We start from the raw sequence: 15,499 nt of genomic DNA, 5'->3' as shown, positions 1-15,499 counted from the left end.
CTCAAAATCCACTTTTTTAGAAAGAATTTACTTTCTTTTTTGTTTCTAATGTTAAGCTTTTACATGTGTTACGAAATTGTTACCAAAATGTTTTTTTAATGTAAATATTGTTCCTAATTTTGATTCAAAGGATGTAAATAATTAAAAATTAACGATATGAAAAAGTTTGTAATTTTAGTAGCAGTACTATTCTCAGGGGTTATTTTTGCTCAGGAAGCGAAACCAGTTTTAGAGCCATTTGGTAAAAAAGTAAAAGCCACTTATTTTTATGATAATGGTCAGGTACAACAAGTAGGGTTCTTTAAAAATGGAAAACTGGAAGGTACTTGGGTTTCTTATGATGAGAGTGGTAACAAAACAGCAATCGCTGAATATAAAAATGGAAAAAAAGTAGGGAAATGGTTTTTCTGGACAGATGCCAGCGAAAAAGGATTTGCTACTTTAAGTGAAGTGGATTATTCCGATAACCGAATTGCTTCAGTGAAAAACTGGAAAAAGGACGCAGTAGTTAATAATATGGATTAGATTTACAATAGTTAATTATGAAAAAGGCTTCGCTGAAATTTTCAGCGAAGCCTTTTTTTATGGAATTAATTTTTCGTTGTAGTTTTCAATTTGTAAGCCGCATATAAAGTGATTGTCGAAAGGAAAATCCAAAAAACGTCTACAAAGAAGAGTTGGAATTGATGATTTGTAAATGAAATCCAAAACCAGTCTCCGGTTTTTATTCCATTGGCAATTGGAATCATGAAGCCTAAAATACTTCCTGAAAACAGACAAAATCGATTAGTGAAGTTGTTATTTTTCTTAAGGATAAAAAAGATACTCAATAGTAACCAACTGATAAAATAGACGCTATATAGATTGTTTTGTCCCAAAGGATAAAAAACTTTCGCGGCAATAAAACTCATTGCTGTTACCGGAAACATACTCAAACAAATGGCTAAGTAAATCCGAACCACTCCTTCGTTAAAGCGTCTTTTTTTCTCAGGTACATTTTTCTTATCACGGGCAACCAGCCAAATCATGACTCCCGAAATGATGACAAAACAAGTCAGAATTCCCAATATAAAGCTGATAATTTTTAAAGCATAACCTCCGTAATCCCCAAAATGGATGCGATACAACACATTTTTTACTATATCTAAATAGCTGCTTGGTTCATAAGGGTCTTTCTTAACAACAATCTCTCCGCTTGCTACTTTGTAAACTATTTTGCCAATAGCAGTAAATTTTTTATCGTAGGTTACTTCCCCTTCTACAAGCAGGTGCATATTAGTATCGCCGTAGTTCTGAATTTCTACATGAGTGATGTCAAAATCTTTCCATTGCTTTTTAGTATCAGCGACCATTTGGTTAATGTCGAAAACTATCTTTAAGGCTTTGTTTTCAAATTGATATTCGTTAGTGGTGTATTCCAGCTCTTTGTATAATTTATCCTGATCACCCTGGTATAAAAATTGAACAGCCGGGGCTACAATTAGCAATTTAATCATAAAAAAGGTTCCGGTTACCGCATATACAAATTGGAAAGGAAGTCCCAAGATTCCTAAAGAAGTATGCGCATCAGTCCACCAGGTTTTTAATTTTTCTTTGGGTCTGAAAACATAGAAATTGGAGACAATTTTTTTCCAATGCAATAATACTCCCGTTACTATGGCAAACAGAAAAAATAAGGCTGTAAATCCTGCTAAATAATAACCCACCGGATAAGGAATTTGTGCTAAAAAATGCAGTCGGTATATGAATTCCCCCAAATTGTAGCTTTCAGCATAGGTTGAAGCCTTGTAAGTCGAATTGTCTAGGTATAAAAATTGGGCTTCACAGGCTTTCTTAGATGCTAAACTGTCTTTAGTAGCTTCCAGACTAAAAGCGACTTTCTTTTCGTTATGAGGTTGGTAGATACTGATTTTTCTCCCCTGTAAATCGTGTATGCTGTCTAATGTTTTCAGAGCCTGATTGTAATTGATCTGGATTCCTTTAGACAGACTAGCCGATTCCCCACGTTCCCAGTTAGCAATATCATCCCTGAAAAAAGAAAATGAACCCGCAAAAAAGATAACGTACAAAACTACGCTGATTACAATTCCGCTAATGGTATGGGTATGGAAAAAGATATTGTAATTTCTATTGTTCATGATTTAGTTAGCTGTCGGATTATCAATTTGTTCTAAATAAAGCAGTGCTGAAAAAAGCAGACTGAGACTTAAGTAAATGAACCAGATTTTCCAGCCATTTTTTGCCAAAAATGCCACAACCATTAGTGCTACCCAAAGGATGAAACCACTAAAAGTCATCGTGATTATTGTATTGGCTTTGTTAAACCAGGAGGCAATAGCTAAGTGAAAACTAATGGAAACCAGATAACCGCCTAAAATGGCGGCTGTTATTTTGGCAAAACGTTGCCATTTGGATTGCGTTAAATATTTTGGATTTGCCGGCATGATTAAGATTTAACAGAAGGTTTCTAAAAGAATAGCCAGAAAAAATGTACCTAATACTAATTTGTAATTAATAATCCTAAGCGGAGCTAAGATTATAATTAGACTGCCAATGACCATAATTTGAATGAAATAAATTAAAGTAGAAGCGCCTATAGCTTTTACACTGATTAAAAAACTATAAGCTATTGCTAAAATCGATAAGCCTATTAAACGTGAAGGTTTTGGATTTTGCTGAATCCATTTTTCCAGTTGTAAGTTGCTTTCTAATGTTGCTTTTTTGGAAGTATTGTATAAGACATAAAATCCTAAAAAGATATTTAAACTAATTAATGCGACCATATTTTTTTGAATTAATAAACAGCTTTCTTATTGGGGATTAAGAAAGCTGTTATTTGTTTGCTGTTAAAATTTATAAGAGAAACTTGCTGATGCACTTCTCATGTTTCTTGGGTGAATAGTCGACCATCCGTCGTAAGTGTCTGCGTTAGCGATATTATCAATTTTTAAGGTTAAATTGAATTTGTCGTTACCGTAAAAGATTGAAGAATTCAGCACTGTATATTCAGGAATGGTAAAAGTTCCGGTTACAAGGCCATGAGTGATTTTGTTTTCTCCGGAGTAATTACCTCCAAATCCAAGTCCGAATCCTTTTAAAGCATCGTTTTGGAAACGGTAACTTGCCCATAGATTGGCAGTATTGTAAGCCCCTGCACTGGTTGGTCGGTAACCCACTGTGTTAATGTCTCCTTTGGTAACACCCGCATCCACATAGCTATAACCTGCCACAATATTTAAACCTTGGATTGGATTAGCAATAATTTCGGCTTCAAAACCTTCGTTGTTTTGAGCTCCGTCCTGATAATAAGTAACGTCTGTAGCCGAATTGCGGATGTTGTAAACGCGATCGGTTACTTTAATGTTGTAGTAGCTAAAAGTTGCGTACAATTTGTCATTGAATAAATTTAATTTGGTTCCAAATTCTAATTGGTCAGCATGTTCCGGGTCAAAAACTCTTGGAGTTCTTGTACTTCCATTTATGTCTTCTGCAGGAGCTACGTTAGTGAATCCGTTCATGTAGTTAGCAAAAAGAGATACTTTATCTAAAATAGGTTGGAAAACTACACCAAATTTAGGAGAAAGAGCTGTTTGATTGTAACCTCCGTTATTAGCATTCATAAAACGGTCTACACGTAAACTTGCCATGGCAGATAAACTTGGTAAAAAGTTGATTACATCTGATACATAAGCACTGTATACTTCTTGTTTGGTTTTGCTATTGTTTACAGTTGCTCCGGCTAGTAACGCATCAGTAGCGTTTTTGCTGAGTTTTCCATTGTCACCCGTTGTTATGTATTGTGATGGATTTGTGATTCCAAATACATTTTCGTTTACATTTTGTACGCTGTCATCACCTATGTAAACTCTTCCGTTAAGTACATAACCCGTACCATTGTCTGTAATCTGACGATTGAAGTAATCCAAGCCGGCAACTAAGCGGTTTCTCATGTTTCCAATTTTGAAATCACCAATAAGATTTTGTTGGATATCGGTAGCCAATGTAGTTGAATTTTGATAGTTGATATAACGTCCAAATACAACTCCTTGTGTAATAGTAGGGAATGAGGCTGTGGCTTCGAATAAATAGCTGTAATATCCTTCTGATTTAGCCGATGTTCTTGAAACTGCAGTTTGTGAAGTCCATGAATCATTGATTTTGTAAAACATTTGTCCTTGTAAGTTGTACGAAGGTGTTTTAATGGATAGTTGGTTGCTGGTGTACGAACGTTTGTTGTCGTATCCTAATTCGTCTATATTGTGGACTTTTAATGGAGTCGAACGTGTTAAGAACAACATAGTTGCATTAGTAGCTTCGTTACTTAAGAATTCGGTATTGAATAAGAACGAAAGTCGGTCTGATGCTTTGTAAGAAAGTGAAGGGGCAACAAATAAGGCCTTTCTGAATCCGGCATCCTGAAAGCTGTTTTCGCTGTGGTAGGCAGTATTAATTCTTAAATTAACGGTTTTTTCTTCGTTTAAAGGCGTATTGATATCTGCTGTTACACGATTCAAACCATAAGAACCGGCTGTGTAATTTACTTCTCCGCCAAAGTGGTCGTATGGAGTTTTAGTAGTAATATTAATTAAACCTCCGTATGAAACGATAGTACTTCCAAATAAAGTTCCTGAAGGCCCTTTGATTACTTCAATTCTGTCAATGTTAGCCGGGTCTAAACTTCCATTAGAAATACCAGGTAGTCCGTTAAGTGCTCTGGGCTGAACGGCGAATCCACGTAGTGAAAAATAACCTGCACCATCAGAACCGCGACCTGTTGAAGTCCATAGTGGTTGTACTCCTGGAGCATTTTTCAATGCATCATCAATATTGGTTACCACCTGATCTTTTAATAATTCTGATGAGATTGTTGTGTAAACCTGTGGGTTTTCGAGGTTTCTCAGCGGTAATCTTGCTATTTGCTGATTTTCTTTCTTGGCAAAAAAGTTTTTTTTGCCTCCATTAATCACTACTTCCGTCAGTTCTTCCGAATCAGGACTGATTTCAGCATTTTGAATCAATACCTGACCACTTGAAAGATTGATTTTGATTTCTTTTGTTATATATCCAATTGCTGAAATTCTTAAAATATAATTTCCCGCTTTGATATGTTGCATTTTGTAGTTTCCTTTTGAATCTGTTACTGTTCCAAAACGCGTGTTTTTTAGTATAACCGAAATTTTTTCGGGAGACTGATTGTCTTTTAAAGTGATTTGTCCCTTGATACTTGCTCTTTCCTGTGACCAAATAGAGGTTGAAAATAGTAGGACGAATAATAAACTTAGAATGGGTAGAATAAATTTTGTTTTCATCTTATTTAGAATAATTTTTAATAAGACAAAAGTAAACGGCGTAAATTTAGAAAACAAATTTATTTTTATTAATTCTAAATAAAAATAAAATAATTGAGGTTTGTTTTCAAAATAAGAATGCTTTGTTGTTGATTTGAAGGGTTTTATTGGTTTTTAAATGATTGTTCTATGGACAGGAAAGACTTAAGTCGTATCTTGATTTTAATGCTTTTTGGAGATTTAATAAAATTTAATTTCTTGTAGTTTAACTTTTTGTTATTCAGTTAATTAATTGTTTATGGCTGCTTTTTTTCGTAAATTTACAGGTCAAATTTTTATGAAATCCAGATTGGAAATAATTGTATTAAAAATTAGCAAAAGTGATGGCAATAGCTAGAAATCGTTCAGAAGTAGAAGCCGAAATCAGAGAGCATTTAGGCATTGTTCCGGGATTTATGAAAGATATTCCCGAGGCGTATTTAGATTTTGAATGGGAATTATTTAAAAGCCTTCAATTGGGGGAAACACTAATTCCGAATAAATACAAAGAATTAATGGGGGTAGCATTACATTCAGAAACTAAATGCAGATATTGTACCTTGTTTCATGCAGAGACCGCAAAACTCTTTGGTGCAACAGATGAAGAAATACAGGAAGCGGTTCATTATGCAAAAATGTCGCTTGGCTGGAGTGCCTACCTCAATGGCATGCAAACGGATTATGATGAGTTTGCCGGCGAATTGAAACAGATAGGTAATTATGTGAAAGAAAATATGGCACAACATGCACATTGAGAAAAAAAATAATCTGGTTTTTCATATTACACTCAGCGGTTACGAATTAGCAACTTTAATTTCATCGGCACGCTGGGTGGCTGAAGGCGCCAAAGGCGAACTTACAGCTGAAGCTATTCAACAGTTGAAACAGGTAGTTTCCAACTATGATAGGGCAGCTGATAAGCTTACAGAACGGGAATCAAAATGAAGAATGAAATTCTTTTTAATTCTCGTTTTTTGATATCTAATTGGTAATAATTTCAAATCTTTTTGATTAAAACAAAAAACCACCTGAAAGTAAATCTCAGGTGGTTTCTTTTATCGAAAAGTGATGGGTTTACATCGTGTGTTTTGGGTTAAAACCGTCTTCACTTAGTTCTTTGTGTTCGTAATCGGCAACCATTTCGGCTTCGTAATCGATTTTTTCTTCTTTAGAGAATTTCGAAATAATTTTCTCCATGATTTCATAGATTACAGGAACGATAATCAGAGTTAGGAATAACGAAGATATTAAACCTCCGATGATTACCCATGCCAAACCGTTTTTCCATTCGGCTCCTGCTCCTGAAGCCAATGCAATTGGGAACATACCAAATACCATCGCAATAGTCGTCATCAAAATAGGACGCAAACGAGCGTGGTTTGCCTGAATTAAAGCTCTTCGGATAGTTTCACCGGCAGCTCTTCGCTGATTGGTGTAATCCACAAGCATAATCGCATTTTTACATACCAATCCAATCAGCATGATAATACCTAAAATGGTGAAGATGTTTAATGAATTGTTAGTTAAAGCCAACGCCAGCATAGCTCCAATGAACGAAAGCGGGATGGCAAACAATACCACAAACGGGTGAACAAAACTGTCATATAGACCTACCATTACCAGATAAACCAAGATAATTGCAGCTAATAAGGCAACTCCTAAAGTTCCAAAACCTTCTGATTGGTTTTCCTGGTCACCACCCCAAATGTAGTTAACCCCTGTTGGTTTTTCCAATTTATCCAGTTTTTCCTGCCATTGTTGTACGATAGTTCCCGATGGAACACCAATGTTTTGTCCCTGTACGGTAACCGAAGCTGCCTTGTCTCTACGCTCCAGTTTACTAGGTCCTGAACCTTCTGTAATTGTTGCAAATTGAGATAATTTAATTTGTTGTCCCTGATCGTTAATAAAGATTAGGTTGCTTACATCGTCAATATTTTTTCGGTCAAAAGCATTGTACTTGATGTTGATATCGTATTCGTATTCGCCTGCTCTAAATTTACCGTCGGTGTTACCACTATAAGCAGTTTGCATGGTCATACCAACAGTTTGCAGGTTTAATCCCAAAGCCGCCATTTTATCTCGGTCTACCTGAACATTGATTTCTGGGTTTCCGTCTTCAACAGTCAATTTAATTTCGGTAGTACCAGGGATTTTTTTCAATTCTTCTTCGGCTAATTTGGCAAATTTCATAGCGCTTTCCACATTAGGACCAGTTACAATTAATCCTAATTTAGCATCTTCGGCAGATCCCATAATACCTACAGGAACGGTTTTAACTTTGGCACCTACCAATACTTTTTCCAATTGGCGTTTCATTTTGGCTGCATAGACCGAGGCGTCGTCTGTTCGTTCGGACTGTTCAATCATTTTTACATCAATTTCGGCTTTATAGGCTGTTGCCTGAGTAGCACCCATTCCTTCAGAAGTTTGACCTACAGTTGTAATTTGGCTGTGTACATATTTTTGTTGTTTTAAGTAAGCCTCTGCTTTTTGGGTCATGAAATTGGTTTGTTCTAATGAAGCGTCTTTTGGCATTTCAATTTGCACTAAAAACTCTCCACTATCAGAAGAAGCGAAGAACTCTCCACCGATAAAACCACCACCCATCAATCCGATTGTTGATGAAAAGAATAATACCAATACTATCAAAATGGTTTTAATATAATGATCTAAACACCATTCTAAAATTCCGGTAACCCAGTGTGTAAAACGACTTAGCATGCTTTCGAAACCAAGAATGATTTTACCAAAAAGATTTTTGCCTTCAATATGTTCCAGTTTTCCAAAACGGGAAGACAACCACGGAATAATAGTAAACGATGCTAAAAGCGATAATAAAGTAGAGATTACTACCGTGGTACAGAATTGTGTAATAATGTTAGATACTAATCCGGTACTCATGGCAATTGGTAAAAATACCACCACAATTACAAGAGTAATCGAAGTTACTGTTCCGCCAATTTCGGCAGTACCATCAAAGGCAGCACGGATACGGCTCTTACCCATTTCCATATGCCTGTAAATATTTTCCAATACCACAATGGCGTCGTCCACCAGAATACCAACCACGAGTGATAATCCTAATAAACTCATTAAGTTTAAGGTATATCCCATTAGGTAAATACCAATAAAAGTGGCAATCAATGAGGCAGGAATAGAAACCATTACAATCAATGAGTTTCGGATGCTGTGCAGGAAGAACAACATTACTAATGCCACTAAGATTACGGCAATTAATAAATCGTGAATAACTGAATCAGCTGCTTCCAATGTGAAAATGGTACTGTCTTTAGCAGTTTCTAATTTCAATTCATTGGCTTTGTAGTCGCTTTCTAATTTCTTAACTGTTTTTGCAACCTGTTCACTTACCGCAACGGCATTAGCATCCGATTGTTTGACAATTTGTAATACAATGGCACTTTTTTGATCGACACGGGCAATTTTTTCGGCAATTTTTTGAGTGTCCTGTACATCAGCAATATCCTGTAAACGAATTTGGATTCCGTTTTTAGAGGAAACTACTAAGTTTCTTAATTCGTCTACACTTTTATATTTACCCGCTAAACGAATCAGGATTTTTTGCTCACGGGTTTGGATGTTACCAGTTGGGAAATCTAAGTTAGAAGCTAAAATGGTTTGTTGTACCTGTGGAATCGATAAACCATAACCCTGCATTTTAGTGGCATCAAGATTCACCTGAATTTCACGTTCCTGACCACCAATGATATTTACCTGGGCAACCCCTTGTACACGGGATAAAACAGGCGCAATTTTTTTATCAATTAAGTCATAAAAAGCAGCTTCGTCCATTTTTCCATTAGCACCAATAGTAATAATTGGCATGTCACTCAGCGAGAATTTATTTAGCGAAGGCGTTTTAGCATCTTCTGGCAAATCACTTAAAATGGCATTGATTTTTCGTTGGGCATCATTCATCGAAACGTCAACATTGGCATTAGAAGTCAGTGTGATGGAAACTACCGAAAGACTTTCGTAAGACTTAGAATCAATTTTCTTGATGTTTTCCAGCGATGCGATAGCATCTTCCATTTTCTTAGTAACCGTGTTTTCAACCTCACTGGGAGAAGCTCCCGGATAAATCGTAGAAACCGTGATTACATTCATTTCGAATTTTGGTATCAGCTCATAGCCCAGCTGGCTGTAACTGAATAGTCCGCCAAGTGTTAGTATTGTAAATAATACAATCACTAAGGAAGGACGTTTTATGGATATTTCTGCTAATTTCATATTTTTCCTCTTTTAAGAAGGTTGTTATTTGTTATGTGTTAAAAGTTATGCGATATAGGTTAGCTATTTTAAAACCAGTAAGTCTTAACTTCTAACATATAACCCTTAACTAATAACTTATTTAATGATTTCTACTTTACTTCCTTCCTGTAAGTTAATTTGACCTGTTGTAACAACAGTTTCACCATCTGATAAACCATTTAAGATTTCAACTTTATCACCTAATATTCTTCCTGCTGTAACTGTTTTTAGTTTGGCAATTCCATTCTCAACTACAAAAACCTGATTACTGCTTACACTACCCACAAAAGCTGTTCGGGGAATTACGGTAAGGTTTTGTTTTTGTTGGTTTGATTTAAAAACAGCAGTTCCGTACATTCCTGCTTTAAGATCGTTGTTAGCATTGTTAGTGATTTCAATTTCAACCGGGAAATTCAGGGCAGTGTCAGCTTTAGCGGCAATGAAAGTGATTTTTCCGGAAAAAGTCTTGTCAGGATAAACACTGCTGGTCACACTAATGTTGTTTCCAAGTTTTAAGTTAGCTACTTGTGATTCGTTTACCGTTACTTTTAATTTTAAAGTATTTACATTAACGATTTCGAACATTTTAGTAGGAGGCATAGCAGCAAGCATAGATCCTGGTTCAATCATTTTTGCGTTAATAATTCCATTTATAGGAGCTTTAATTCGGGTATCACCTACATTAATTTTTGCCTGTTTGTAATTTGCCTCGGCATTAGTCAAAGCTACTCTTGCCTGATCCAATTGTTGTTTAGTAACACCGCCTGTTTTATAAGCATTGTCAAAACGATTGTAATCTGATTTAGCATTTTGGTAAGCAGCTTCGGCAGCCTGTGCATTAACGTTAATTGCATCACCTCTCATGATAGCCAGGGTTTGTCCCACAGTTACATGATCTCCTTCTTTAGCAAGTACTTTGATTACCTTTCCTGATTTTTCAGCTTCCATGCTAAGTTCCTGTTTTGGTTCAAAGTTTCCATTGGCAACAAAATCCAGAGAGATTTCTTCGTTTTTTACGGTGGCTACTTTTACGGAAACGGCAGCATTTTTCTCAGCAACAATAGCAATCTTTGCTTCGTTTTCCTTTTTGTTTTTCGTTAAAATAAAACCTATCAAAGCTAATGAAGCTATAATGATAATTCCGGTAGTTATGTATTTTTTCATGTTATTTATTTATAAGAGTTTTTAGTTCGCCTTTTGATTTAATTAGTTTGATTTCTGCCAGTTTGTAATCTAAAACAGCGGCAGTGTAGTTGTTTTGGGCTTCGGTAGAAGCATTTTCAGCATCCAATAAATCGGTTAATGATGCTAATCCCTGTAAGTAATTGTTATTGATGTTTTTCAGAATTTCATCAGCTAATCTCATGTTTTCTTTTTGATTTTGAAGCGTGATAATACTGTTTTCAATTTGGGTTTTAGCATTTTTATAATCTAAATCCAGTGCTAACTGGGTGTCTTTGATGTCTTCCTGAACGGTTTTTAACTGTACATCAGCCTGTCTTACTTTGGCTCTGGTTCCAAATCCTGCAAAAATAGGAACCCTCAGGTTCAATCCTATGGCAGAGAAATCAGACCAGTATACGCCATCAGTAGGTTTGGCAAACCAGGGCATTTGAGGTCCTTGTCCTATATAGTTGTAACTTGCCGATAGTGAAAGGGTAGGGTAGTAAGCTGCTAATGTTGCCTTTTTTTGCAGTACCAATAATTCTTCCTGTTTTTTAAGTAACAGATATTCCGAGCGGTTAGCCGTGTTTGGAGTTTCTGAAATAGAGGTTGGCGTCACTTCAAATTCTGTTTGTGGAATGTCGATTTGCGAATTCATTGGCATTCCCATATAAAATTTTAAAGCATTTTCCTGTAATTGTACCGCATTTATGATTTGTTGTTTTTGGGTATTGATATTTGACAAATTTACTGTCATTCTATCCAAATCAATTTTTTTAGCTAGTCCATTATCGTATTGTCCTTTAACAATGTCACGAACTTTAGTGGTTGTTTTTAAATTAGTTTCTGCTAAAGCTAATTTTTGGCGTAACACATATACTTGGTAATAATTATTGGCTACTCTTTCAATTACTTCTTCTTCAGTTAACTGATTGTTTATTTGGTAAAATTCCCGAGTAGTTCTGGCTGCTTTTAATCCTGTGAAAACGGATTGGTCAAATAAATTTTGTGTTAAAGTAACTCCGGCTGTTGAATTCCATTTTTGTCCAAAAGCAGCTTGGATGGTTGTTCCCGGTGCTCCAAAAGCCGATCCGTCAATAACAGTTGTTTGAAGTATTGGGTTGTAATTCAAACTTCCATTTGCTGTAATTTGTGGTAAAGCTCTCGAGCGTACTTCCTGAATTTGATATTCGCTGTTTTCAACTTTTAATTGAGCTTTCTTTGCATCTGCTTTGTTATCAAGTGCGTATTTAATTGCATCTTTGAGTGTTAGCGTTGTTTTTTCCTGTGCACTTGTAATCGTTACAAATGATAGAAGAGTTAGTATTAGTAATTGCTTCATTATTTAGTCGTATTAAGTAAGTTTTTTTCGAGTTCGATGATTCCTTTTTCGGTTGCAATTGCCCTGGTGTGATATTCTAATGCTTTTCCTTCCAGTTCGTAAGCATCGCGTTCTAAAACAGTGTTTTCATTTATTGAAAAAATCAGTGTGTGGTAAAATCGTGTTGCCGATTCAATATCCACATTGGGTCTGTAAAGTCCCTGTTCAATTCCTTTTATTACATTTTGAGAAAACATTTTACGGCAATCTTCCATTTCATTAGCCATCATTTTTTGATAGATTTCAGGATAATGCTTTTTTAATTGATAAGCTGGCGAATGATCAAAGGATTGAAACATTTCTTTAAACATTTTACGCATTTCAAAATTTTCCTCTATGGCGTTGTAGTTTTTAGAAACAACTTCATCCATTAATTTATGGATGTTTTGGTGAATAACCTCGGTTCCTTCTTCAATGAGTTTTTCTTTGTTGCAAAAGTATTTGTAAATGGTCTTTTTAGAGATGCACATTTCTCCTGCAATATCATCCATCGTTACGCTTTTGAAACCCAGTTTCAAGAACATATCTGTTGCTTTTGATATGATTTTATCTTTCATTTTATTTAAATCTAATTCCGATGACTTTTGTTAAATGCTGAATTCTACATTAGCTACCAGTTTAATGTCTTGTCCGGTTGTTAGTCCATTGTGAGTATGGAAAGCGTTGGGAGCAAGACCAAAATCTTTTCTGTTTATATCGGTAGTGAGTTCAAAAGCTATTTTTTTATCTCCGTCCGAATAATCGTTTTTTATTAATTCTACATCCAGTTCTACAGATCGGGTGATGTTTTTTATCGTTAAGTCTCCTTTTAAAAAATTGATGTTTTTGTTAATTTTTTGAAAAGATGTTGATTTAAAACTAATTGTTGGGTATTGGTTTACATCAAAAAAATCATTTAGTTTTAAATAGTTGCTAAACTGTTCCAGTTTCGATTCTCTGTTTTTTACGTCCAGTGAAAAAGCTATAGTGGCGTCCTCGATTTCATTGTTATTAAAATTGGCATGTCCTTGAAAATTGTTGATTGTTCCACCTAAATAGGCAATTATTGAGTGTTTCATTCTAATTAAAACATCGGATTGCTTCGAATTAATTTTCCATTTTGTTTTCATACTTTTTTCTTTTGTAGTATTCAATGGTTTTTGTTTTTAGCTTTTTAGGACTAGCGAATTTAATTGTTAAAATTCTTTGCAAATATATAATGGAAACTTTTAACACCAAAATAGTTTCCATTGTTTTTATGATAATTTAACATTTCATTGATAAACGAAGTTTGTTATCCAATGTGAATGCTGTAAATTAGCCCGAAAATTAAGTTTATGCACGCCGTAAGTCAGTATCAGGAATTTGTTGCCGAATATCTTCAATCACAGTTAGAGATAAAAGAACCGAAAAATTTATACGAACCTATTCAATATATATTAGGTTTGGGAGGAAAACGGATTCGTCCTGTATTGACTTTGATGAGTGCTGAGGTTTTTGATGTTTCTTATGAGAAAGCTTTGCCTGCGGCTTTAGCCGTTGAGGTTTTTCATAATTTTTCTTTGGTTCATGATGATATTATGGACGATGCGCCTTTGCGAAGAGGTAATGTTACGGTGCATGAAAAATGGAATATCAATACCGGAATTTTGTCCGGTGATGCCATGCTGATTTTGGCGTATCAGTATTTTGAAAAATACGAGCCGGTTATTTTTAGGGATTTGGCTAAGCTTTTTAGTAAGACAGCCTTAGAGGTATGTGAAGGTCAGCAATGGGATGTGGATTTCGAATCCAGAATTGATGTGACTATTCCTGAATATTTGAAAATGATTGAATATAAAACGGCTGTTCTTGTAGCTGCTGCTATGAAGATGGGTGCAATCATTGCTGAAACGTCCTCTGAAAATGCGGATTTAATTTATGATTTCGGTTTGAATCTTGGAATAGCATTTCAGTTACAGGATGATTATTTGGATGCTTTTGGAAATCCGGAAACTTTTGGGAAACAAGTGGGAGGTGATATTATAGAAAATAAAAAGACTTATTTGTATCTGAAAGGGATGGAGTTTGCTAATGGAGTTGATAAACAGGAATTGGCTGATTTGTTTTCGGTTCAAATGGAGGAGAATGTAGCTAAAATTGCTCAGGTAAAAGAGATCTTCCTAAATTCAGGTGCGGCAAATGCAACACAAAAAGCTATTGAAGCATATACTTTTAAAGCATTCGAAACTTTAGAAAAAATGGATATTAGTGCTGAAAAGAAACATATTCTAAGAGTTTTTGGAGAAGGTTTGATGGGACGTAAAGTATAATTGAATCAATTGAGAGGAATTTTAAGAATAATAAATAAATGTAATGATGTTCATAGCCCCAAAAAATTCCGATTTATTGCTTGGTGAAGCAGAAAAAGAAAAGTTGTATCTTAAATTAGTCGAACAATTAAATAAAGATTTTAATCTGGCTAATGAAGGTGTTGATTTCCCTATGAGTATTTCGCCAAATGAATTAAAGATTCAGTTACATGAAAAAATCTACCGACTGATTCAGTATAAATTTGCCGAATATTTAAACTTGCTTTATGTGATTGATGTTTCAGAAGAAGAAGTTAAAAAGCTCGACGGTTCTGATTTAGTGGTTCTTGCTGAAGATGTTGCTTTTTTAATCCTGAAAAGAGAATGGCAAAAAGTCTGGTTCAGGAATAAGTTTAGATAAGATTCTAAGTGGCTAAGCTTTTGAGGAACTAAGTTTTTTGTTGAAGTATTTCTTGGATATTTTTAAAACTTAGTCTCTTAGTGTCTCAGAGCCTTAGCAACTTTTTTAAAAATAAAACCTCACAAAAGGCATAAAGGCATCGCTGTAAGCACCTTGGTCTTCTTTGAAAAGTACGTTGTAGCGTGCGCCAATTGTTACATTTCCATTGCGGTATCCGGCGCCTAAGAATAATCCGGTATTCCAAAAGTTTCGACTAAAATCATAATCGCCGGTTCCTTTGACGTTGACTCTTAGTTGTTCTAATTCGGCTGAAAGTTGGATTTCCGGCAAAGGATTGAATAAGGTGATTAAGCTCCCTCCGTATAAGTTGGAGCTATAGTAGTTTTTTTGTTTTACGTAAGTATACTGCGCACCCAAACCTACTGCAAAATATTCGTTTACATTGTAAATAGCACTTGGAGAAACTGAAATGTCGGTATATCGGTTACCGAAACTTAATCCTAATCCGCCTCCAAATTGTACTTTTTGCCAAAAATCATTGTTTGACTTAAATCCTGAATTTTGATATTGAGCCGATAATTGGGTTGAAATAAATACTAATATGGTGGTCAAAATTGATTTTGAAACGATTGAAGCGTATTTTTTTCTCATAAGTATTGAGGTA

Annotated in this window: 15 protein-coding genes; 5 read left to right on the top strand and 10 right to left on the bottom strand. The window is 35.3% G+C overall.

The features are described from left to right. The first annotated feature begins 156 nt into the window (after nt 1–156). Nucleotides 157–525: a toxin-antitoxin system YwqK family antitoxin gene (locus tag BLR17_RS01385; RefSeq protein ID WP_066328341.1), complete on the top strand. Its 369-nt coding sequence runs from the start codon at nt 157–159 to the stop codon at nt 523–525. A 65-nt stretch (nt 526–590) separates the two neighbouring features. Here the strand turns inward: BLR17_RS01385 and BLR17_RS01380 are convergent, their stop codons facing one another. The 4 genes from BLR17_RS01380 to BLR17_RS01365 form a co-directional block, all read right to left on the bottom strand. After that, the gene (locus BLR17_RS01380; protein WP_066328342.1) at nt 591–2,138 is read right to left on the bottom strand and encodes a PepSY-associated TM helix domain-containing protein; all 1,548 of its coding nucleotides are present in this window, start codon (nt 2,136–2,138) and stop codon (nt 591–593) included. 3 nt (nt 2,139–2,141) lie between these two features. After that, nucleotides 2,142–2,444: a hypothetical protein gene (locus BLR17_RS01375; protein WP_066328343.1), complete on the bottom strand. Its 303-nt coding sequence runs from the start codon at nt 2,442–2,444 to the stop codon at nt 2,142–2,144. Nucleotides 2,445–2,453: 9 nt separating this feature from the next. Beyond that, nucleotides 2,454–2,783: a hypothetical protein gene (locus tag BLR17_RS01370; RefSeq protein WP_066328344.1), complete on the bottom strand. Its 330-nt coding sequence runs from the start codon at nt 2,781–2,783 to the stop codon at nt 2,454–2,456. Nucleotides 2,784–2,846: 63 nt separating this feature from the next. After that, nucleotides 2,847–5,309, bottom strand: a complete 2,463-nt coding sequence (locus tag BLR17_RS01365; RefSeq protein WP_066328345.1) for a TonB-dependent receptor — start codon at nt 5,307–5,309, stop codon at nt 2,847–2,849. 362 nt (nt 5,310–5,671) lie between these two features. On the opposite strand from BLR17_RS01365, the gene BLR17_RS01360 reads away from it, so the two are divergent. Together BLR17_RS01360 and BLR17_RS01355 are read left to right on the top strand one after the other, a co-directional pair. Then, nucleotides 5,672–6,082, top strand: a complete 411-nt coding sequence (locus BLR17_RS01360; RefSeq protein WP_066328346.1) for a carboxymuconolactone decarboxylase family protein — start codon at nt 5,672–5,674, stop codon at nt 6,080–6,082. Continuing rightward, nucleotides 6,072–6,272 (top strand): hypothetical protein, encoded by a 201-nt coding sequence (locus BLR17_RS01355; protein ID WP_066328347.1) that lies wholly within the window; start codon nt 6,072–6,074, stop codon nt 6,270–6,272. Before BLR17_RS01360 ends, BLR17_RS01355 begins: the two co-directional genes overlap by 11 nt. 129 nt (nt 6,273–6,401) lie before the next feature. Here the strand turns inward: BLR17_RS01355 and BLR17_RS01350 are convergent, their stop codons facing one another. From BLR17_RS01350 to BLR17_RS01330, 5 genes are all read right to left on the bottom strand, one after another. After that, nucleotides 6,402–9,578, bottom strand: a complete 3,177-nt coding sequence (locus BLR17_RS01350; protein WP_066328348.1) for an efflux RND transporter permease subunit — start codon at nt 9,576–9,578, stop codon at nt 6,402–6,404. 117 nt (nt 9,579–9,695) lie between these two features. Beyond that, nucleotides 9,696–10,763 carry an efflux RND transporter periplasmic adaptor subunit gene (locus tag BLR17_RS01345; RefSeq protein WP_066328349.1) on the bottom strand — a complete coding sequence of 356 codons (1,068 nt, stop codon included), beginning with the start codon at nt 10,761–10,763 and terminating at the stop codon, nt 9,696–9,698. A 1-nt stretch (nt 10,764) separates the two neighbouring features. Beyond that, a complete protein-coding gene (locus BLR17_RS01340) occupies nt 10,765–12,105 on the bottom strand; it encodes a TolC family protein (protein ID WP_066328350.1) in 1,341 nt (446 codons plus the stop codon). Continuing rightward, complete coding sequence (locus BLR17_RS01335) at nt 12,105–12,701, bottom strand: TetR/AcrR family transcriptional regulator (protein WP_066328351.1); 597 nt, start codon at nt 12,699–12,701, stop codon at nt 12,105–12,107. The genes BLR17_RS01340 and BLR17_RS01335 overlap by 1 nt, the downstream gene beginning before the upstream one ends. A gap of 30 nt (nt 12,702–12,731) precedes the next feature. Then, nucleotides 12,732–13,277, bottom strand: a complete 546-nt coding sequence (locus BLR17_RS01330; RefSeq protein WP_245683101.1) for a YceI family protein — start codon at nt 13,275–13,277, stop codon at nt 12,732–12,734. Between the two features lie 183 nt (nt 13,278–13,460). Here BLR17_RS01330 and BLR17_RS01325 point away from each other — a divergent pair, with 183 nt between their 5' ends. Together BLR17_RS01325 and BLR17_RS01320 are read left to right on the top strand one after the other, a co-directional pair. Further along, a complete protein-coding gene (locus BLR17_RS01325; protein WP_066328353.1) occupies nt 13,461–14,435 on the top strand; it encodes a polyprenyl synthetase family protein in 975 nt (324 codons plus the stop codon). 46 nt (nt 14,436–14,481) lie between these two features. Next, nucleotides 14,482–14,835, top strand: a complete 354-nt coding sequence (locus tag BLR17_RS01320) for a hypothetical protein (protein ID WP_066328354.1) — start codon at nt 14,482–14,484, stop codon at nt 14,833–14,835. Between the two features lie 105 nt (nt 14,836–14,940). Here BLR17_RS01320 and BLR17_RS01315 read toward each other — a convergent pair whose 3' ends face one another. Next, the gene (locus tag BLR17_RS01315; protein ID WP_066328355.1) at nt 14,941–15,486 is read right to left on the bottom strand and encodes a hypothetical protein; all 546 of its coding nucleotides are present in this window, start codon (nt 15,484–15,486) and stop codon (nt 14,941–14,943) included. Nucleotides 15,487–15,499: the final 13 nt, after the last annotated feature.

This window comes from Flavobacterium glycines (assembly GCF_900100165.1).
Lineage (GTDB): Bacteria > Bacteroidota > Bacteroidia > Flavobacteriales > Flavobacteriaceae > Flavobacterium > Flavobacterium glycines.
Note: the sequence above shows the minus strand (reverse complement) of the source record. Positions and strands in the feature narration are given on the sequence as shown.